We start from the raw sequence: 19,040 nt of genomic DNA on the forward strand, positions 1-19,040 counted from the left end.
GCTTACCGCTTACGCAGCATCCGGCGCGCCCCGACCACCACCACCGCGGCCAGCCCGAGCACCAGCACGCCCTTCACGAAGCCGGGCTCCGTCGCGCCGGAAGGCCCGGACGGGCCGCGCCCCGAACTCCCCTTCCCCGCATCGCCGTTGCCGCCCGCCCCGCCCTCCACCGGACGGTCGCCCCGCGCCGACTCCGGCAGCTGGTCCCCGCTCAGCCCGACCGGCTCGACCTCGCTGCGGTCGCCCTCCGACCCGTACATCAGCGTCCGGCCGTCGCGGGTGAAGGTCACCGACTCCCCCTGCTGCTGGATCGGCACCCCCACGCTGCCGATGTCGTCCTTCGGCCGCCCGTTGCGCCAGTGGTAGATCCGCGCACCGAAATAGCTGCGCATGACCAGCCGGGTGCCGTCCGGCGAGAACGCCCCGTCCGTCACCCACAGATCGATCGGCGCGACCTTGCGGAACGTGTTCGTACCGGCGGTCGTCAGCCGTTGCGGGCCCTCGTAGAGCGCGCCGCTGCCGTCCTGCTTCTTGCTGGCGATATAGACCCGGCCGGTCTTGGGGTGCACCATCAGCGCCTCGGCGTCGCGCGGCCCGTCCGCGTACTTCACCGTGAACTGGGCGGCGGTGACGGTGGCGTCGCGCAGCCGCTTCGGCTCGGGGAAGCGGTAGATCCAGACGTGGTCCCAGGAGCCGCCGAAGTTGTCACCGATGTCGCCGACGTAGATGTTCCCGTCGGGGCCGAGGGAGATGGCCTCCACGTCCCGGGGCTTGCCGATGCCCCGCAGGGTGATCCGGGCGACCGTACGGCCGGTTCTGCCGTCGACGGCGTAGACGTAGGGGCCGTCGTCGCTGTCGTTGTGGGTCCAGTAGATCCCGGGGTGCGTGCGGCTGGCGGCCAGCCCGCTGGACTCGGTGATCCGGGAGTCGCCGATGGTGAAGCCGTCGGGCTCGTCGGCCGCGGCCGGCGCAATCGCCGCCGCCCACAGGATCCCCGCGGCACCGGCCGCGCACAGAAGCGAACGCATGGGGACAGAGTGCCATCCCGGCCCGTGGGAAGGGGGCGTGGCCAGCGTCACGTACCCGGGAGTAGGGTTTCTCGGCGACTTCTCGGCCATCATGTCCGGATGAGGATCATGTTCGTCGGTGACTCGATGACCATCGGCGCCGCCGGCGATTTCACGTGGCGCCATCGCATGTGGCAGCACCTGAACGCGACGTACGACGGCTCCTACCGCATCGTCGGACCGCGCCACGCGCTGCATGACACCCTCCAGGACTCACCCACCTCGTACGACTACGCGGACCCCGGCTTTCCCCAGGAGGCGCGCGGGCATCTCGCGGGATGGGGTGAGGGCTGGCTGCACATGGCGCCGCTGATCGGGGACGCGGTGCGCCGGTACGAGGCCGACACGCTGCTGGTGTCGCTCGGACTCATAGACCTGGGGTTCTATACGAACGCCGAGCAGACCGCGGAGAACGTCCGGCGCTTTGTGACGGGGGCGCGGGAGGCGGCGCCGCGGATACGGGCGGTGCTGATGCCCGTCATACGCAATGTGCGGGCCGCGACGGATGCCGCGTTCGGGGCGCAGTGCGAGCGGTTCAACGAGTTGCTGGGCAAGGCGGTGGCCGATCTCTCCACGCCCGGCTCGCCGTTGCTGCTGGCCTCCGAGCCCGGCGGTTGGGAGATCGAGAGCGCCACGTACGACGGGACGCATCCGTCGGCCCTGGGCGAGCACCTGCTGGCGGGGGCGTTCGCCGAGGCGATGCAGCAGGCGTGGGGCGTGGGGGGACGGTACGCGTACCCGTCGGACCGAGTGCCGATGACGCCTGCTCGATGACGCCGGGCGCGGTCTTGCGGCGCGGAGTCCGGGTCTCCTCGTTCGCGCGGACGGACGCCACCCGGGGCGCCCGCGACACCGCCTGACCTGCGACCCGCGACACCCGCCGCACCGGGCCCCGACCCCCGTACCCGGGCCGGAGCCCGCACCCGCTCCGAGCGCCGGAGACGCCCCCGCGCGACGCCGGACCCGAAGCTGAGCGTGCGGCATCAGCACCTTCCCCCGGGCCGGACACCACCGGAATCCTCCCGAAGCAGGAATCCCCTCCGCCGCGCGGCGGAGGGGGTTGATTCGAGCGCACTCCAAGGCGTTGGCTGGGTGACCATGAAGTACACGCAGCTCGGACGCACCGGACTCCAGGTCAGCCGACTGGTCCTCGGCACCATGAACTTCGGGCCTCAGACGGACGAGGCCGAAAGCCACACGATCATGGACGCCGCGCTCGAAGCGGGCGTCAACTTTTTTGACACCGCCAACGTCTATGGCTGGGGCGCGAACAAGGGCCGTACGGAGGAGATCGTCGGCTCCTGGTTCGCCAGGGGCGGCGGCCGGCGCGACAGGACCGTACTGGCCACCAAGGTCTACGCCAACATGGGCACCGACGACGGCCCGGTCTGGCCCAACCACCACAAGCTCTCTGCGCTCAACATCCGGCGCGCGGTCGACGCCAGCCTGCGCCGCCTGGGCACCGACTACATCGACCTCTACCAGTTCCACCACGTCGACCGGAACACGCCCTGGGACGAGATCTGGCAGGCCATCGACGTCCTCGTCCAGCAGGGCAAGATCCTCTACGCCGGGTCGTCCAACCACGCCGGCTGGCACATCGCACAGGCCAACGAGACGGCACGGCGGCGCGGTTCGTACGGTCTGGTCAGCGAACAGTGCCTGTACAACCTCGCCGAGCGGCGCGCCGAGATGGAGGTCGTCCCGGCCGCCGAGGGGTACGGCCTCGGGATCATCCCCTGGTCGCCACTGCACGGCGGGCTGCTCGGCGGCGCCCTCCGCAAGGAGCGGGAGGGCGGCACCGGCCGGACGAGTTCCGGGCGCGCCGCCGACATGCTGGCCGACCCCGCGGCCCGCGCGCGGATCCAGGCCTACGAGGACCTCGCCGACAAGCACGGCCTGCAGCCCGGCGAGGTCGCGCTGGCCTGGCTGCTCACCCGGCCCGCGGTGACCGGCCCGATCGTCGGCCCGCGCACCACCGAACAACTCGCCTCCGCGCTGCGCGCGGTCGAGCTGGAGCTGCCGGCGGAGCTGCTGACGTCCCTCGACGAGATCTTCCCGGGCCCCGGCCCGTCGCCGGAGGCTTTCGCCTGGTGAGCCGGCACGCCCGGCGAACGGCGGCGGCCCGTGGGCAACGCATTCAGCGCATGGCCGCCGCCACGATCACCACGACGAGCAGCACGGCAAAGAGCCCGGACATGATCCGGTTACGGGTTTTGGGATCCACCCAAAGAGCGTAACCGGACCGGATCCGGGCACCTCGACGGCCCTGGCCCGGTCAGTGCCCCAGGGGCCAGGACGTCAGCTTCTCGTAGTGGGGCTGCCGGCCGGCGATGCCCGGCTGCGGCGGATGGCTGTGCATCAGCGCCAGTTCCCCGACGGTCCACGCGGCGCCCCGGAAGCCGTCCATACCGGCCGCGAAGGGGGCGAGGTGCTGGTCGCTGCGGTTGCGGGCGAGCGTGAGATGCGGGTGGTAGGGGCGGTACGTACGGTGCGCGTCCGCCGTCACACCGGCCCGGCGCCCGGCCGCCTCCGCCGCGTCCGCCAGCTTGCCCATCACGGCCAGCTCGCCCTCGCCGCCGGCCCACACCACCCGGTCGTCGAACCGTCCGCCGCCCGCGATCCGCAGCTCGTACGGCGTCTGCCGCCGCGCGGCCCGCGCCAGGCGTTCCTGGAGCTCGGGCAGCACCTCGTCCGGCACCTCCCCGTAGAACGCGAGCGTGAAATGCCACCCGTCCTGCCCGGTCCAGCGCAGCCGGTCCGCCCCGGGCAGCGCCTTCAACTGCGCCACCTCATCGGCCAGTTCGGCGATGGCGGAGCCAGGGGGCAGCACGGCGGCGAAGAGTCTCATACGGCCAGTCTCGCCCAAGGGGCGATCACCTCGCAGGGGAAGCGGCGACGAGCCGCCCCGGGCGCCGCTCACGAGCCGCCCGGGACGGGGGCACACGCCCTCACGCCGACACGGTGACCCGCTTCCCCCCGGCCTCCCCGGCTTCCTCGGTTTCCCCGGCCTCCCCGGACGCCGCCGGCACCCCGCGCGCCACGAAGGCCACATGCTGCCGCCCCCGCCGCAGGTCTATCTTCAGCCGCAGGCCGCCCAGCCGGGCCAGGATCAGGCCGATGGCCGCCGCGGCCGCGGCGGAGATCACGCCACCCGCCAGGAAGCCGATACGGGCTCCGAAGGTGTCCGTGATCCAGCCGACCAGCGGCGCACCCAGCGGCGTACCGCCCACGAAAACCATCATGAACAGGCTCATCACCCGGCCGCGCATCAGCGGATCGGTGGCCATCTGGATGCTGGAGTTGGCCGTGACGTTGATGGTCAGGCCGAAGATGCCGATGGGGGCGAGCAGCGCCGCGAAGACCCAGAGCGACGGGCTGAGCGCGGCCACCACCTCCAGGGCACCGAAGGCCAGCGCCGCGCCGACCAGCAGCCGCAGCCGGGAGGTGGCGCGCCGGGCGGCGAGCAGCGCGCCGATCAGCGAGCCGGCCGCCATCAGGCCGTTGAACAGGGCATACGTGCCGGCCCCGGCATGGAAGACCTGGGCGGCGAACGCGGTCAGCCAGATCGGGAAGTTGAAGCCGAAGGTGCCGATGAAGCCGACCAGGACGATGGGCCAGATCAGCTCCGGCCGCCCGGAGACGTACCGCAGGCCCTCCCGCAGCTGTCCCTTGCCGCGCGGGACGGAGGTGGCCTTGTGGAGTTCGGACGTCCGCATCATCAGCAGACCGATGAGGGGCGCCAGGAAGGACAGGCCGTTGAACAGGAAGGCCCAGCCGCTGCCCAGGGCGGTGATCAGCACACCGGCGACGGCCGGTCCGATCAGCCGGGCGGACTGGAAGTTCGCGGAGTTGAGGCTGACGGCGTTGCGCAGATCCGCCTGGCCGACCATTTCGGAGACGAAGGCCTGGCGGCAGGGGTTGTCGACGACGGTGACCAGTCCGAGGAGGAAGGCCACCAGGTAGACGTGCCAGACCTGCACCTGGCCGCTGAGGGTGAGCACAGCCAGAGCCAGGCCGGTCAGCCCCATCGCGGACTGCGTGACCAGCAGCAGCTTCCGCTTGGCGAAGCGGTCGGCGATCACGCCGCCGTACAGGCCGAAGAGCAGCATCGGCAGGAATTGGAGCGCGGTGGTGATGCCGACGGCACCGGACGAGCCGGTCAGGCTCAGCACCAGCCAGTCCTGGGCGATGCGCTGCATCCAGGTGCCGGTGTTGGACACCACCTGGCCGGTGGCGAAGAGGCGGTAGTTGCGGATCCTCAGCGAACTGAACGTGCCCTTGCGCGGTGTGGCGGCGGGGCCGGCGGCGATACCCGGGGCTGCTGTGGTGCCCGGGGTGGTCGCGGTCGCGTCGTCGGAAACCGTGTCGTGGTCGGAGTTCGGTGCGGGGGCGGAGTGTGCTCCGGATCCCGTACTCAAAGTGGCTTCGCCTCCTCGGCCTGGGGTCTTACAGCTGTGCGAGTTTCTCCAGCACGGGAGCTGCGGCCCGTACCTTCGCCCACTCGTCATCGTCCAGCCCGGAGGCCAGCTCGGCGAGCCAGGCATTGCGCTTGCGGCGGCTCTCTTCGAGCATCGCCTCGGCCTGTTCCGTCTGCGTGACGACCTTCTGGCGCCGGTCGTCGGGGTGCGGCTCCAGCCGGACCAGCCCCTTGGCCTCCAGCATCGCCACGATGCGGGTCATCGACGGCGGCTGCACATGCTCCTTGCGGGCCAGCTCGCCGGGCGTGGCGTGGCCGCACCGGGCGAGGGTGCCGAGCACCGACATCTCGGTGGGGCTCAGCGATTCGTCGACCCGCTGGTGCTTGAGGCGGCGCGACAGGCGCATCACGGCGGACCGCAGAGCGTTCACGGCGGCAGCGTCGTCGCCGCTGGACAGTTCCGGCATGGTCGTTAGCATAACTCATTACCTTTTCTAAGTAAAGCCGTAGGGGTGGGGCCACCGGGGCGCTCCCCGATTTCCCCCTCCGCTCACCCATATGGGTGAGGACGCTGCGGAAAGCCGCCCGCCTGACCGGCTCGTACCGGGACCGTGTCCTTATGGGATCGAGAGTGCTCAGCCTGCGCGTCGACAGTGAGTTGCTGGAGCGCATTCGGCAGCACGCCGCAAAACGCGGAATGAGCGTCCAGGACTATGTCGTCCGGACGCTCATCCGCGATGATTTCGACGAACGCTTCAAGACGTCGGTCGACGAGACGGAGCGGTTCTACGAGGCGCCGCCGTTGTGAAGCCGGTCGCCGCCGGTCACTTCACGCCCAGCGCCTGCTCGATCGGATGCAGCAGGAAGTAGACGAGGAAGCAGAGCCCGACCGCGTCCAGCAGCCACGGGATCTGCTTGAACCGTCCGGTCGCCGTGCGCAGCAGGATGTACGACAGCACGCCGATGCCGATGCCGTTGGTGATGCTGTACGTGAACGGCATCGAGATCACCGTCAGGAACGCCGGGATGCCGACGGTGAAGTCGCCCCAGTCGATGTCCTTGACGTTCGAGGCCAGGATCAGGAAGCCGACGACGAGGAGCGCGGGCGTCGCGGCCTGGGACGGGACGACCGTGGCCAGCGGCGTGAAGATCAGCGCGAGCAGGAAGAGCCCGCCGGTCATCAGGTTCGCCAGGCCCGTACGGGCGCCCTCGCCGACGCCGGCCGTGGACTCCACGAAGCAGGTGTTGGCGGAGGCGGAGCCCGCGCCGCCGGCCGCGACCGCGATGCCGTCCACCATCAGGATCCGGCCCATGTTCGGCAGGTTGCCGGTCTCGTTGTCCAGCAGCCCGGCCTCCTCGCCGACGCCGATGATGGTGCCCATCGCGTCGAAGAAGCCGGACAGCAGCACCGTGAAGACGAACAGGCAGCCGGTCAGCACGCCGACTTCCTTGAAGCCGCCGAAGAGGCTGACCTGGCCGATCAGGCCGAAGTCCGGCGCGCCGATGATCTTCTCCGGGACGTTCGGGACGGCCAGCCCCCACGCCGCATCCGGAATGTCGGCGACGGCGTTGATGGCGATCGCGACCACCGCCATCGTCACCATGCCGATGAGGATGGCGCCCTTGGTCTTCCGTACGGTCAGGACGAACATCAGCACCAGGCCGAGCACGAACACCAGCACCGGCCAGCCCTGGAGCTGGCCGCCCTGGCCCAGGCTCATCGGCACGGTGGTGTGCGCGGCGTCCGGGTTACGGGTGACGAAGCCGGCGTCGACGAGGCCGACCAGCGAGATGAACAGGCCGATGCCGATGGCGATGGCCCGGCGCAGGCCGTTGGGGATCGCGTCCATCACCCGCTGCCGCAGGCCCGAGGCGACCAGGATCATCAGCACCAGACCGGCGAGCACGACCATGCCCATCGCGTCCGGCCAGCTCATCTTGGGGGCGAGTTGGAGCGAGACGACGGCGTTGATGCCGAGGCCGGCGGCGATGGCGATCGGGACGTTGCCCATCAGGCCCATCAGGACCGTGCTCAGGCCGGCCATCAGCGCCGTGGCGGTGACCAGCTGGCCGTTGTCGAGGTGGTGGCCGAATTTGTCGACACCGGAACCGAGGATGATCGGGTTCAGCACGATGATGTAGGCCATCGCGAAGAACGTCGCCAGGCCGCCGCGGAGTTCGCGGCCGATCGTCGACCCCCGCTCGGAAATCTTGAAGAAGCGGTCGAAGCCGTTCCTGGGCGGCTGCGGAGCCGGGTTCTTGAGGATGTCGACCGGCGTGGTGGCCGAGGGGGGCATGCGGGACCTCAGTCGGACGGGCCTTGGATCAGGCGCAGGGGCCCACGAGCCCGGAAGCACGAGCGGGACAGGGCCAGGGACACAAACACAATCAACCGGATCAGATTGGATGAATCAACGATCCAAACCGGCCTGATCCAGAAAGGTTCAGTATGAATAAACAATTCGTTGATCGCTATCTCCGCGCGTAGACCCCCGTGGCGTCCGGCCCGCCCCTTACGGCGCGCACCCTCCCCGTAAGCTGACCCCCATGTGGAAGAAGTCCGAACTGCGCGAGGCCCCGGCGCCCCTCGAAGGTCCCGTCGTCGGCACGATCACCGGCGGCACCATCATCTGGTTCGTGCTCTTCCTCGGCCAGCTCCCCTTCTACGGCTGGTACGCCGACCACGACCGCGCCTGGCTGATCTGGACCTGCCTGGCCGGCGCCGGCCTCGGCCTGCTCGGCATCTGGTACGTACGCAAGCGCGACGCGGCCATCAAGCGGGACGCCGCCGTCAAGCGCGCCGCGGCGAACGACCTCGCCTGAGGCCCCGCCGCCGGCACCCCGGCAGGTGAACCGGACATTCCCCCCGTAACGTCGGGGGCATGACGCACCGGGCGAGAGCCGGGGTCGACGAACCCGAAGACGGAACCGGACCGGGCGACGGACGGCCCGGCGACCGGGCCCCCGTCCGCCGGGCCGTCCCCGAAGCGTCCCACCCCGGCCTGACCGCCGCCGAGGTCGCCGCACGCGTGGCCAGGGGCGAGGTCAACGACGTCCCCGTACGCTCCTCCCGCTCCACGGCCGACATCATCCGGGCCAATGTCTTCACCCGGTTCAACGCCATCATCGGCGTGCTCTTCGCGATCATCCTCGTCGTCGGCCCGCTCCAGGACGGCCTGTTCGGCTTCGTCATCGTCGCCAACACGGGCATCGGCATCGTCCAGGAGCTGCGCGCCAAGAAGACCCTGGACAACCTGGCCGTCATCGGCGAGGCCCGCCCGACCGTACGGCGCGACGGCGTGGCCACCGGGATCCCCACCGCCGAAGTGGTCCTCTCCGACGTCATCGAGCTCGGCCCCGGCGACAAGGTCATCGTCGACGGCGAGGTCCTGGAGACCGACGGCCTCGAGGTCGACGAATCGCTGCTGACCGGCGAGGCCGACCCGGTCCTCAAGAAGCCCGGCGAGCGGATGATGTCCGGCAGCTTCGTCGTCGCGGGCGCCGGCGCGTTCACCGCCACCAAAGTGGGCCGCGAGGCCTACGCCGTCCAGCTCGCGGAGGAGGCCAGCCGGTTCACCCTGGTCCACTCCGAACTGCGCACCGGCATCAGCCAAATCCTCAGATACGTGACGTGGATGATGGTCCCCACCGCCCTCGGCCTCATCCTCAGCCACCTGCTCACCCTCGGGCTCCCCGCCGACGAGGCCATCCGCCGCATGGTCGCCGGCATCGTCCCGATGATCCCGGAGGGCCTGGTCCTCCTGACCTCCGTGGCCTTCGCCATCGGCGTCGTCCGCCTCGGCCGCAAGCAGTGCCTGGTCCAGGAACTGCCCGCCATCGAGGGCCTGGCCAGGGTCGATGTGGTCTGCCTCGACAAGACCGGCACCCTCACCGAGGGCGGCATGGACGTCCGCGAGGTCCGCCCCCAGAACGGCGCCGAGGAACCGTACGTCACCCGGGTACTGGCCGCCCTGGGCGCCTGCGACCCCCGCCCCAACGCCTCGCTCCAGGCCATCATCGACGCCTACCCCGCCACCGACACCACCTGGACCGCAACCGACACCCTCCCCTTCTCCTCCGCCCGCAAATACAGCGGCGCCGCCCTCGCCACCCCCGACGGCGACCGCACCACCTGGCTCCTGGGCGCCCCCGACGTCCTTCTGCCACCGGATGACCGGGCCCTGGCCGACATCGAGGGGCTCAACGCCCAGGGCCTGCGCGTCCTCCTCCTGGCCGCCGGCGACCGCGCCCTGGACGACCCCGAGGTCACCGCGGAGGTCCGCCCCACCGCCCTGATCGTCCTCGAACAGCGCCTGCGCCCCGACGCCTCCGACACCCTGCGCTACTTCGCCGACCAGGGCGTCCAGGCCAAGGTCATCTCCGGCGACAACGCGGTCTCGGTGGGCGCGGTGGCCGGCCAACTCGGCCTACCGGGCGCCGACGCCCCCGTGGACGCCCGCAGCCTCCCCACCGATACGGCCGCCATGGCCACCGCCCTCTCCCAGGGCACCGTCTTCGGCCGGGTCACCCCGCAGCAGAAACGGGACATGGTCGCCGCCCTCCAGTCCCGGGGCCACAACGTCGCCATGACCGGCGACGGCGTCAACGACGTCCTCGCCCTCAAGGACGCGGACATCGGCGTCTCCATGGGGGCCGGCTCGGAGGCGACCCGCGCCGTCGCCCAGATCGTCCTCCTCAACAACAGCTTCGCCACCCTCCCGTCGGTCGTCGCCGAGGGCCGCCGCGTCATCGGCAACATCACCCGGGTAGCCACCCTCTTCCTCACCAAAACCGTCTACTCGGTCCTCCTGGCGATCCTGGTCGCCTGCTGCCAAATCCCCTACCCCTACCTCCCCCGCCACCTGACCCTGCTGTCCACCCTCACCATCGGCGTCCCGGCCTTCTTCCTGGCCCTCGCCCCCAACACGGAACGCGCCCGCCCCCACTTCGTCCGCCGCGTCATGCGCTACGCCATCCCCTCCGGCCTGATCACCGGCGCCGCCGCCTTCACCACGTACCTCCTGGCCCGCAGCTACTACACCGGCCCCAACGCCCTCCCCGCCGAAACCAGCGCCGCCACCCTGACCCTCTTCCTCGCCGCCATCTGGGTCCTCGCGATCATCGCCCGCCCCTACACCTGGTGGCGGATCGCCCTGGTCCTGACGATGGGCCTGGGCTTCGTGATCGTCCTCGTCACCCCCTGGCTGCAACGCTTCTTCGACCTGAAGCTCGTCGGCACGACCATGCCCTGGGCCGCCGTCGCCATCGCCGCCATCGCCGCCGTACTGCTGGAGATCACCTGGCGCTGGGTCGCCCGCCGCTTCCCCGCCTGAGGAATTGCCGGTTCCGCACGCCCCGCCCTAGGGTTCATGCCCATGACACTCAACACGGGGAACCTGACGTACGAAATCCTGGCCAGAGGCCACCACCACGGCGGAGGCGGCACCTACTCGGGCACCGGCGACGGCACCATGGAGTGGTGGATGTGGGTGATCCTCGCCATCGGCGTGATCGCCATCCTCTGGAGCGTGGTCAAGAAGTTCACGAACTGACCTGGCGGGCCACCGGCTATTCGCCTCGGGGGCGCGGCCCAGCTCTTCACGAGCGGGCCGCGCCTTTTCGGTTCCCGGCTCCGCCCATGCGCCGGTGGCCATTGGTGTGATTTCGGCATGGGTTCGTTGACGAGAAACCTGCCGTCCGGCATGCCGTAGTCCGCCCAGAGGAGTGACTCCTTGACGGTGTCGCATCGCTGATTTCCGGGCTACGGCGGTCGGTTCATCGGTTCTTCCTGCGCGCCTTCCCGCATACCGTCTTCATGGCGTCCGCCGCCCGCTCGAGGAAGTCCTGGAGCCTCAACAGGCGTCCCTCCACGGCATCGTGCACCGAAATCCACAGGGACAGACGCCACATCCACCATGGCAACTGCCTCAGGGGGATGAACGTCAGGGTGTCCCTGATGGCGTGTTCAGCCACGCCACCGAGTCCTTCCGCACGCAGCGCGGCATAAATGCCTGGGCTGAGCGTCGTGTACAGGCGGGCCATGTCGCCCGCGGCCACGAACCCCAGCTGGCGCACCATGGGATCCGGTGAGCGCATCGCGCGCTCCACCCGGGGCGCGATCACGGCGACCTCATCGCCGTGCAGCACCATTCCGATGACTGCTGTGCCCACATGCCGCTCGCCCCGGTCGAAGGCGGCGTCGATCCGGACCGGATCACGGATGTGGATCACGCCGTCACCGGACTCCCAGTCCGGCTCATTCGTCATGCCGGCTCCCCTCTCCGCAGGATGTTCAAAGGTGGCGCGATGGCGGGACTCCCCCTAGGGTCCCTCCCCATGAAGCTGAATTCGGGGGATCTGGCGTACGAGATCCTGGCCCGCGGCCACCACCACTACTCCCACCACTACGGCGGCAGCCACGGCACCGGCGACGGGGTCATGGACTGGTGGGAGTGGCTGATCCTGGGTGTCGGCATGATCGTCGTCGTCTGGGCGTTGGTGAAGAAGCTCAGCTCCGACTGAGGTGCCCGCCCGGACGGATTCTGCGCACGTGCGAGCGCGTCGAGAGGCCCCCGCCGCAAGGCGGCAGGGACCTCTCGTACACCCGCTCGGCGCGCCGGTCAGTCGAACCAGCGTGCCTCCGCCAGCTCCTCGCCCCGCTCCGGGTCCTCCAGCAGTGCGGCGACCTCGAAGCGGCGGGGCCACTGGGCGGCGGCCCAGGCCAGGCCCGCGGCGACGCCCTCCAGGGTGGCGGCGTGCAGGGTGGCGTCCGGGGTCCAGCGCCAGTCGAGTTCCGTGCCGTCCGCCAGCACCAGCGCCTCGTGCTCGGTGTACGAGGCGGGAGTGGCGGGGCCGAGGAGTACGCGCACCGTCTCCGGGACGTCGTGCTGTACGCCGTCCGACCGGACCTCGGCGGTGACGGCCTCGCTCAGGCGGCGGACCTGGAGGAGTTCGGCCAGTTCGGCGGCGCGGGACGGGCGGACCGGGAGCAGCGGGACGTCGGTGGCGAGGGGCATCAGGTCGGGGGCGTCGGCGACCAGCGCGGTGCCGGCGTCCACCACCTCGATCTCGCCGCCCACCACCGCGCGCAGCTCGTCGGGCAGGGTGACGCCATCGGGGTCCAGGTCGGTCAACGCGCCGTAGAGGGCGTGGAGTTGGGCGGCCCCGACGGCGATGTCCGGGTCGGCGAGGCGGGCCAGGAGTTCGGCCGCGCCGCCCGGCTCGTCCAGCAGCGCGGCGAGGGACGTGCGGACACCGAGGGCGCGCAGGACCTGGTCGTCGACCTCGCCGGCGTCCGCGGATTCGTAGAGGCCGGACAGGAGCGGGTCGCCGCCGGCCGCCCGGAGCCCGGCGGGGCGGCGGCCGTCCAGTACGGGGTGGCCGCGCAGCCACCAGGCGGTGTAGGGGCGCACGGACTCGGTGGTGCCGTCGGGCAGGAGGACGCGTACCGGGGCCGTGAGGGCGTCGCGCAGCGGCGGCTGGGAGAGCATGGCGAGGACCTGCGGCCAGCAGTCCTCGTCGACCAGATCGAGGTCGCGCACGGCCACCAGCTCCGTGACGACCGGGGGGACCGGGGTCTCCGGCAGGGCGTCGAGGATGTCCTCGCACCAGACGTCCACGGCGTCGAGCAGGCCGGGGTCGTCGGGCTCGGCGAAGTCTCCGTCGCGCGGCTCCAGCTCGTCCGGGTCCAGGACGACATCGGTGGCGCGGACCAGCGCGAAGGCGGCCAGGACGCCGACGGCGGTCAGCGGCTGCTCGCCCCAGCGCTCGGCCAACTCGGCTTCGCAGGCGGCCAGTTCACCTTCCCGGATGACGCGTTCGAAGGGGCTGCCGGGGAAGACCAGCTCCCCGGCCGGAGCCAGCTCGCCGTCCTCGTCCGGCAGCGCGAGGGCGGCCAGCCAGGGCTCGTCGCCGGGAGCGAGATTGGCGTCGCGGACCAGGCCGAGGACCGCCTCGGCCAGCTCCTCGGCGCCGAGCGGGGCTCCGATGCCGCCGCCGAGCTCGTCCGCGAAGACGTCGAAGGCGTCCTCATCGGCGTCGAGGGAGTTCTCCACCGCCGCCCTGACCTGGGGAGTGGTGAGCACCGCGCGCGGAGAGGCCGGGGTGGCGCCCAGCTTCTCCAGGAGCGGGTGGACCGCGTCGGGGTGCGCGACTTTCAGGCCGAGGCGGGCGAGGGTGCGGTGCCGGGTCTCGGTGTCGCCGTTCTCGTACGGGCCGCCGCCGGCCAGGGGCAGCAGGACCTGGCGGGGCCCGATCGTGGTCCGCACGCTGCCGCCCGGCCCCTGTCCGTCGCCGCCCGCGAGCGGCACCGGCAGGCCGCTCAGCCGGTCCGGGTCCGTGCCGGCCAGCGCGTCGTAGAGGCGCCACCACCAGCCCGGCGCCCGCTCGACGCCCGCCAGCCGGTCGACCATCTCACTCAGCGGGACCCGCGCCACGCCCAACGCCCTGAGCTCCGGTCGCCGTTCGAGACCGGCCGGCAGCAGGCTGGGGAAGAGCTCGGCCAGCACCGCGACCGTGGCGGCGCCCGCGCCCTCCAGCACTTCGGCGTCCACGGGGCGCAGGACATAGCGCGATACGGCGCCGTCCGCGTCCCACTCGCTCTCGGCCGGGACCTCCGACTCGTCGCCGCCGGGGGTTCCCGCGCTGGGGAGGAAACGGACCCGGGGCAGCATCTCCAGCACCTGGCGCCGCAGTTCGCCGTCCAGGCCGCCCTTGCCCAGGGGGCCCGGTACGAGGTCGAGGGTGCCGACGGAGACCGGCTGCCAGTCGCGGAGCAGGGAGGCGTAGGTCACGGCGGCCTGCTCCACCAGGAAGTCGGTCAGCGGCCCCGGAGCGACATGGCGGCGGGTCGGTTCGAGGGGGAACGACGCGATGAGCAGCGCGGGCAGGCCCAGGGCCTCGTCCGTCGGCGTCGGTGCGTGCACCACCGCGGCGGTCGACGGGCGTACCGGGGCGCCCTCCGCGTCCACCGGCACCGCCCAGGTCACCGACCACACCGGGCGCAGCCGCTCCTCGACGGGCCGGTCCGCGAGCAGCGCCGGTTCCAGCGGCCCGCCGTCCGTGGCCACCCGCCAGCGGCCGGCGCCCCGCTCGCTGTCCTCGATCAGGACATGGTCACCGTCCTGACGGCGCCTCAGTTCGCGTACGCCCTGCGGGGTCTCGATCACGACCTCGGCCAGGCCCGGCAGGGTCAGCAGCAGCGCCGCGTCGATACCGGCCAGCAGCCGCTCGGCGAGGTCCTGCGCCGCGCCGTCGCGCAGCGGCAGCACGACGGCGGTGTCGTAGCCCTCCGGCGCGCCGCCCTCCGCGGGCAGCGGGAGGCGCAGCAGCGGCACATGGCCGTCGCGGCGGCGCAGCTCGCCGCCCAGGCCGGGGCTGTGCGCGGCCACTTCCTGGGCCAGCACGCGGGCCTCGGCGAGCGACCAGCGGACGCCGCCGGTACGGCCCACCAGCGCGGGCTCGTCGCTGACGGACAGCACCGCGGCGAACCCGACACCGAACCGGCCGACCGCGCCGGCCGCCACGCTGCTCTCCCGCTTCGCGGAGGCCCGCAGCGTGGACAGCGATTCGACGCCGGTGGCGTCGAGGGGGGCGCCGGTGTTGGAGGCGACGAGGACGGCGGAGCCGGTGTCGTCGGCCGGACGCAGCGTCAGACGCAGTCGGCCGGGGACGCCGGCGCGGGCGGCCGCATCGGCGGCGTTCTGCGCCAGTTCGACGGCGAGGCGGTCGCGGTAGCCGCCCAGTGCGAGGTCTTCCTCGGCGTTGGCGTCCTCCCGGAACCGGGCGGGCGACGCGGCCCAGGCGTCCAGTACGCCGCGGCGCAGCCGCGCGGTCCCGAACGGGTCAGCGCCCTCGTCGGCGCCCCGTACCCACGACGTACCAGCCACGTGTTCGTCTCCCTTGAGGTGGTCCTAGGCCCGACGTTACCGTCCGGGGTTCGCCCGACGTTGCCGAGTGCGGCGCCGTTTTCGTTGCGGTGGCTTTCGGTCCCGCCTGGCGGCGGGATCGGGGGAGGTTGCGGGGTCGGCCGCGGGGTGGTGCGGGTGGGTGCGGGGCCGGTCCAGGAGGTTGGGCGGGCGGCCCGTCTCGTACTTCCCTTCCCACCGGCCGGAGGCCGAGGACGGCGGGGAGGCGGCAGGCTGGAGGGACGAAGTCCTGGAAGCCTGACGCCGCACCCACCCCCACGCACACCCGACCGCTACGGCCACCTCCCACCCCGCCCGCCGAAGGCGGGCAAAGAACACCCCCCACGGCGCCGCAGACAACAACGTGGGAAGGCCACCGAACCGGCTAGCTGTGCCCCAGCTCCTCCGCGGGCCCCGCTTCCGAGACGGATCCGCCCGGCTCCGGCCGCAGGGACAGGGGCTCGACGACGGTCTCGTCCAGCACCGGCGCGGCCGGCCGCGGCGGTGCCGGCATCACGGCGGCCTCCGAGTGCGCCCCGCAGCCGTACGCGAGGGAGACGACCCGCCCGTCCGCCGGGGCGAACTCGTTGGCGCACACCCCGAAGGCCTGGCGCAGCGAGCCGGTGAGCGGGGTGAGGAAGCCGCAGGTCATGCAGGTGGCGGGGGCGGCCTGGGCCATCGGGGTCTTGGCGCCGTACGCCTCTTCCCAGCGGTCGGCCGCGGCGTGCAGGCCGTAGCGGGACAGGACGCGGGCGCGGCGCATGCCCAGTTCCTCGGCGAGGGACGCGATGCCGCCCCGCTCGGGGACGGGCTGGAGCGCGGGTGAGCCCGCGACGACCTCGGCCTCTTCGGTGTCGGCGACGTCGGCGGCCATGCCCTCGGCGACCACGGAGTTCGGCGGCGGCCCGTCCTCGCCGGAATAGCCGGGCTCCAGACGCAGGTCCTCGGCCTCGGTGGGCAGCAGGTCGCCGGGGCCCATGTCGCCGGGGCGCAGCCGCTCGCTCCAGGGGACCCACTCGGGGGCGAGGAGCGCGTCGGGGCCGGGCAGCAGCACCGACTCGTCGAGGGTGACGACCTTGGCGCGGGAGGCCCGGACGACCGTCACCGCCCAGCGCCAGCCCCGGTAGCCCGGTTCGTTGCAGGCGAAGAGGTGGGTGACGACGCGGTCTCCGTCGGCGACGGTATCGATGTGTTCGCCGACCATGCCGGGGAGCGCGGTTTCCTCCGCCGCCGCTCGGGCAAGGTCGACCGCCTCGGCGCACAGGCGGTCAGGGGTACGGCTTCGCATCGCAGCACTCACAAGAATCGATTCTCTCTTCCACGCCGTCTCACGAGTGCGCCAGCCAAGGCTGTCCTGTCTGTCCGGACGACCGGCGGGGCCGGGGGCGGGCGGAGCGGACCAGGGGACCGCGTCGACGTCCGCGCCCGATCGGTTTCGGTCGAGCGCACCTCTTACGTCCCATTCTGCGGGATAGCAACGAGGCACGCGGCCAAAAACGACCGCCGGTGGCGCGCTACACACGCTACCCCTTCAACGGTGTACGACCCCTCGGCGGGAGCGGCAAATGTCAGCGGCAGTCCGCCGAGGCCGGTGTGCCCCGCGTGGCAGGACGGAGAAAGCGCCACCTCCCGGGCGAGTTGGGGCAATATGGCCAGGTGGTCGGCCGAAGAGGCGGGGACTCAGGCAGCCGGGCCCGCCGGGCGGGCCGGGCGGCCGGGCGCGCGCTGCGTACGCCGTTCACCGGGGCGGCCCGGGGGGTACGCCGGGTGACCCGTGCGCACGGCGCGGGCGAGTCCGGCCTGAGCAAGCTGATCGAGCTGCATGCGGTGAATTCCGCGGGCGACATGATGATCACGATCGCGCTGGCCTCGACGGTGTTCTTCTCGGTGCCGACGGATCAGGCGCGCGGCCGGGTGGCGCTGTACCTGGCGGTGACCATGGCGCCGTTCGCGCTGCTCGCGCCGGTGATCGGGCCGCTGCTGGACCGGGTGCCGCACGGCCGCCGGGCGGCGATGGCGGGCGCGATGCTGGCGCGGGCGCTGCTGGCGCTGACGATGTCGGGTGCCGTGGCGAGCGGCGGGCTGGAGCTGTATCCGGCGGCGCTGGGGGTGCTGGTGGCGTCGAAGGCGTACGGGGTGGTGCGCAGCGCGGTGGTGCCTCGGCTGCTGCCACCGCGGATTTCGCTGGTCAAGGCCAATTCGCGGGTGACGCTGGCCGGGCTGCTGGCGACCGGCGTGGCGGCGCCGGCGGGTGCCGGGCTGCATCTGATCGGGCCCAGCTGGCCGCTGTACGGGGCGTTCGTGGTGTTTGCGACCGGGACGTTCCTGTCGTTCTCGCTGCCCCACAAGGTCGACTCGGCGAAGGGCGAGGGCCGGGCCCGGCTGGCGTCCCGGGACACGGTCGCGGTGTCGGGTGCCAAGCCGCCCAAGCCGGGGCTGCGGACGGTCGGGCCGTCGGTGCTGCACGGCCTCCAGGCCAACGCCTGTCTGCGGGCGCTCTCCGGCTTTCTGACGTTCTTCCTGGCGTTCCTGCTGCGCGAGCATCCGCTGGGCGGGCTGGGCCCGGCGACGTCGCTGGGGCTGGTGGTGGTGGCGGCCGGGGGCGGCAATGCCCTGGGGACGGCGGTGGGCGCCTGGCTGAAGGCGCGCGGCCCGGAGGCGATCATCGCGGCCGTGCTGGGGCTGGCGCTGAGCGTGACGGTCCTCGCGGCGGTGTTCTACACCGTGCTCGCGATCGTCGTGGTGACCGCCGCGGCGGCCGCCGCCGGGCTCTGCCAGGCGCTGGCCAAGCTGTCGCTGGACGCGATGATCCAGCGCGATGTGCCGGAGGCCGTACGGACCTCGGCGTTCGCCCGGTCGGAGACGGCGTTGCAGATGTCGTGGGTGGTGGGCGGCGCCATCGGCATCTCGCTGCCGCTGGTCGGCATGGTGGGCATGTCGGTGGCGGCGGGCCTGGTGGCCATCGGGGTGGTCGTGGCCGGACGGGGGCTGCTCGGCGCGGCCCGCCGGGGCGGCGCTCCGCACCCCCGGGCGGCCTGACCGGCGGGCCCGGGTGGGCCGACCGGCGCGGCACGCCGCACCCGCGCGCGGCGTGGGCCGGAGCGCCCGATAGCCTGCCCGTATGACCGCTGCGTTGATCTCCTGGGGCAAGGGCCGCCGTGCCGCTGCCGCCATTGGTGCCGTGTCCCTGGGCCTCCTCACCCTCTCCGCCTGTGAGAAGCCGACCGCGCTCGCGACCGTGACGGCCGGTTCCTCGACGGTGTCGGCCGAGGCGACCCCCGGTTGCGACGCCGGCGACAAGGCCCTCAGCAAGGCGGAATTCACCGCCTGCATCTCCAAGCAGGGCGGCAAGACGATCACCGTGAGCCCCGGCGAGAAGGTGCGCGTCGGCGTGGAGCCGGAGATCGCCGAGCGCGGTTGGCTCGCGTTCGCCGGAGAGAGCGGCGAGGGCGTGTCGAAGACCCACCAGACCTACCGCACGATCGACAGCAGCCAGCTGTTCATGAAGCAGGACCCGCAGACCCGGCAGACCTACAACGTCGACACGGTCACCCTCCAGGTCGCGGAGTACCCCAAGGGCGGCGGCCAGATCCCCTCGGCCATCTTCCACTTCACGCTGAAGCAGAAGGACTGACGGGCGCTGACCGG

Annotated in this window: 17 protein-coding genes; 9 read left to right on the forward strand and 8 right to left on the reverse strand. The window is 72.1% G+C overall.

Going from position 1 to position 19,040, the window contains the following annotated elements; genetic code table 11:
• Positions 1 to 2: 2 nt before the first annotated feature.
• Complete coding sequence (locus ACIGWZ_RS13885; protein WP_400064060.1) at positions 3 to 1,028, reverse strand: hypothetical protein; 1,026 nt, start codon at positions 1,026 to 1,028, stop codon at positions 3 to 5.
• 99 nt (positions 1,029 to 1,127) lie between these two features.
• On the opposite strand from ACIGWZ_RS13885, the gene ACIGWZ_RS13890 reads away from it, so the two are divergent.
• Together ACIGWZ_RS13890 and ACIGWZ_RS13895 are read left to right on the forward strand one after the other, a co-directional pair.
• Positions 1,128 to 1,841 carry a GDSL-type esterase/lipase family protein gene (locus ACIGWZ_RS13890; protein ID WP_400064062.1) on the forward strand — a complete coding sequence of 238 codons (714 nt, stop codon included), beginning with the start codon at positions 1,128 to 1,130 and terminating at the stop codon, positions 1,839 to 1,841.
• A 324-nt stretch (positions 1,842 to 2,165) separates the two neighbouring features.
• Positions 2,166 to 3,164, forward strand: coding sequence for an aldo/keto reductase (locus ACIGWZ_RS13895; protein ID WP_400064444.1), 999 nt, complete (start codon positions 2,166 to 2,168; stop codon positions 3,162 to 3,164).
• A gap of 181 nt (positions 3,165 to 3,345) precedes the next feature.
• Here ACIGWZ_RS13895 and thpR read toward each other — a convergent pair whose 3' ends face one another.
• The 3 genes from thpR to ACIGWZ_RS13910 form a co-directional block, all read right to left on the reverse strand.
• Positions 3,346 to 3,918 carry an RNA 2',3'-cyclic phosphodiesterase gene (gene thpR / locus ACIGWZ_RS13900; protein WP_400064064.1) on the reverse strand — a complete coding sequence of 191 codons (573 nt, stop codon included), beginning with the start codon at positions 3,916 to 3,918 and terminating at the stop codon, positions 3,346 to 3,348.
• A gap of 100 nt (positions 3,919 to 4,018) precedes the next feature.
• Positions 4,019 to 5,488 (reverse strand): MFS transporter, encoded by a 1,470-nt coding sequence (locus tag ACIGWZ_RS13905; RefSeq protein WP_400064066.1) that lies wholly within the window; start codon positions 5,486 to 5,488, stop codon positions 4,019 to 4,021.
• A 28-nt stretch (positions 5,489 to 5,516) separates the two neighbouring features.
• A complete protein-coding gene (locus ACIGWZ_RS13910; protein WP_046926505.1) occupies positions 5,517 to 5,954 on the reverse strand; it encodes a MarR family winged helix-turn-helix transcriptional regulator in 438 nt (145 codons plus the stop codon).
• 152 nt (positions 5,955 to 6,106) lie between these two features.
• On the opposite strand from ACIGWZ_RS13910, the gene ACIGWZ_RS13915 reads away from it, so the two are divergent.
• Positions 6,107 to 6,295, forward strand: a complete 189-nt coding sequence (locus ACIGWZ_RS13915) for a ribbon-helix-helix protein, CopG family (protein WP_400064069.1) — start codon at positions 6,107 to 6,109, stop codon at positions 6,293 to 6,295.
• A 16-nt stretch (positions 6,296 to 6,311) separates the two neighbouring features.
• Here the strand turns inward: ACIGWZ_RS13915 and ACIGWZ_RS13920 are convergent, their stop codons facing one another.
• Positions 6,312 to 7,784, reverse strand: coding sequence for an NCS2 family permease (locus ACIGWZ_RS13920; protein WP_400064071.1), 1,473 nt, complete (start codon positions 7,782 to 7,784; stop codon positions 6,312 to 6,314).
• 250 nt (positions 7,785 to 8,034) lie between these two features.
• On the opposite strand from ACIGWZ_RS13920, the gene ACIGWZ_RS13925 reads away from it, so the two are divergent.
• From ACIGWZ_RS13925 to ACIGWZ_RS13935, 3 genes are read left to right on the forward strand one after another with little or no spacing between them, the layout of a single operon-like run.
• Positions 8,035 to 8,310, forward strand: a complete 276-nt coding sequence (locus ACIGWZ_RS13925) for a DUF2530 domain-containing protein (RefSeq protein ID WP_400064073.1) — start codon at positions 8,035 to 8,037, stop codon at positions 8,308 to 8,310.
• Positions 8,311 to 8,369: 59 nt separating this feature from the next.
• Entirely contained in the window at positions 8,370 to 10,820 is a 2,451-nt protein-coding gene (locus ACIGWZ_RS13930) for an HAD-IC family P-type ATPase (RefSeq protein ID WP_400064075.1), read from the forward strand.
• A 42-nt stretch (positions 10,821 to 10,862) separates the two neighbouring features.
• Entirely contained in the window at positions 10,863 to 11,039 is a 177-nt protein-coding gene (locus tag ACIGWZ_RS13935) for a hypothetical protein (RefSeq protein WP_400064077.1), read from the forward strand.
• 223 nt (positions 11,040 to 11,262) lie between these two features.
• Here the strand turns inward: ACIGWZ_RS13935 and ACIGWZ_RS13940 are convergent, their stop codons facing one another.
• Positions 11,263 to 11,754 (reverse strand): hypothetical protein, encoded by a 492-nt coding sequence (locus ACIGWZ_RS13940; protein ID WP_400064079.1) that lies wholly within the window; start codon positions 11,752 to 11,754, stop codon positions 11,263 to 11,265.
• 69 nt (positions 11,755 to 11,823) lie between these two features.
• Between ACIGWZ_RS13940 and ACIGWZ_RS13945 the strand changes: the two genes are divergently transcribed.
• Complete coding sequence (locus ACIGWZ_RS13945) at positions 11,824 to 12,009, forward strand: hypothetical protein (RefSeq protein ID WP_400064080.1); 186 nt, start codon at positions 11,824 to 11,826, stop codon at positions 12,007 to 12,009.
• 98 nt (positions 12,010 to 12,107) lie between these two features.
• Here ACIGWZ_RS13945 and ACIGWZ_RS13950 read toward each other — a convergent pair whose 3' ends face one another.
• Positions 12,108 to 15,374, reverse strand: a complete 3,267-nt coding sequence (locus ACIGWZ_RS13950; RefSeq protein WP_400064082.1) for a sacsin N-terminal ATP-binding-like domain-containing protein — start codon at positions 15,372 to 15,374, stop codon at positions 12,108 to 12,110.
• A gap of 403 nt (positions 15,375 to 15,777) precedes the next feature.
• On the reverse strand, positions 15,778 to 16,680 hold the full coding sequence (locus tag ACIGWZ_RS13955; RefSeq protein WP_400064084.1) for a DUF3027 domain-containing protein: 903 nt from the start codon (positions 16,678 to 16,680) through the stop codon (positions 15,778 to 15,780).
• Positions 16,681 to 17,030: 350 nt separating this feature from the next.
• Here ACIGWZ_RS13955 and ACIGWZ_RS13960 point away from each other — a divergent pair, with 350 nt between their 5' ends.
• The gene (locus ACIGWZ_RS13960; RefSeq protein ID WP_400064446.1) at positions 17,031 to 18,431 is read left to right on the forward strand and encodes an MFS transporter; all 1,401 of its coding nucleotides are present in this window, start codon (positions 17,031 to 17,033) and stop codon (positions 18,429 to 18,431) included.
• Between the two features lie 82 nt (positions 18,432 to 18,513).
• Positions 18,514 to 19,026 carry a hypothetical protein gene (locus ACIGWZ_RS13965; protein ID WP_400064086.1) on the forward strand — a complete coding sequence of 171 codons (513 nt, stop codon included), beginning with the start codon at positions 18,514 to 18,516 and terminating at the stop codon, positions 19,024 to 19,026.
• The last annotated feature ends 14 nt before the right edge of the window (positions 19,027 to 19,040 follow it).

The organism is Streptomyces sp. NPDC053427, assembly GCF_044544985.1.
Taxonomy (GTDB): Bacteria; Actinomycetota; Actinomycetes; order Streptomycetales; family Streptomycetaceae; genus Streptomyces.

Excerpts from the sequence above, each read along its gene's own strand:
- ACIGWZ_RS13885 (WP_400064060.1), bottom strand. The coding sequence starts at position 1,028 with ATGCGTTCGCTTCTGTGCGCGGCCGGTGCCGCGGGGATCCTGTGGGCG.
- ACIGWZ_RS13890 (WP_400064062.1), top strand. The coding sequence starts at position 1,128 with ATGAGGATCATGTTCGTCGGTGACTCGATGACCATCGGCGCCGCCGGC.
- ACIGWZ_RS13895 (WP_400064444.1), top strand. The coding sequence starts at position 2,166 with ATGAAGTACACGCAGCTCGGACGCACCGGACTCCAGGTCAGCCGACTG.
- thpR (WP_400064064.1), bottom strand. The coding sequence starts at position 3,918 with ATGAGACTCTTCGCCGCCGTGCTGCCCCCTGGCTCCGCCATCGCCGAA.
- ACIGWZ_RS13910 (WP_046926505.1), bottom strand. The coding sequence starts at position 5,954 with ATGCCGGAACTGTCCAGCGGCGACGACGCTGCCGCCGTGAACGCTCTG.
- ACIGWZ_RS13915 (WP_400064069.1), top strand. The coding sequence starts at position 6,107 with ATGGGATCGAGAGTGCTCAGCCTGCGCGTCGACAGTGAGTTGCTGGAG.
- ACIGWZ_RS13920 (WP_400064071.1), bottom strand. The coding sequence starts at position 7,784 with ATGCCCCCCTCGGCCACCACGCCGGTCGACATCCTCAAGAACCCGGCT.
- ACIGWZ_RS13925 (WP_400064073.1), top strand. The coding sequence starts at position 8,035 with ATGTGGAAGAAGTCCGAACTGCGCGAGGCCCCGGCGCCCCTCGAAGGT.
- ACIGWZ_RS13930 (WP_400064075.1), top strand. The coding sequence starts at position 8,370 with ATGACGCACCGGGCGAGAGCCGGGGTCGACGAACCCGAAGACGGAACC.
- ACIGWZ_RS13935 (WP_400064077.1), top strand. The coding sequence starts at position 10,863 with ATGACACTCAACACGGGGAACCTGACGTACGAAATCCTGGCCAGAGGC.
- ACIGWZ_RS13940 (WP_400064079.1), bottom strand. The coding sequence starts at position 11,754 with ATGACGAATGAGCCGGACTGGGAGTCCGGTGACGGCGTGATCCACATC.
- ACIGWZ_RS13945 (WP_400064080.1), top strand. The coding sequence starts at position 11,824 with ATGAAGCTGAATTCGGGGGATCTGGCGTACGAGATCCTGGCCCGCGGC.
- ACIGWZ_RS13955 (WP_400064084.1), bottom strand. The coding sequence starts at position 16,680 with ATGCGAAGCCGTACCCCTGACCGCCTGTGCGCCGAGGCGGTCGACCTT.
- ACIGWZ_RS13965 (WP_400064086.1), top strand. The coding sequence starts at position 18,514 with ATGACCGCTGCGTTGATCTCCTGGGGCAAGGGCCGCCGTGCCGCTGCC.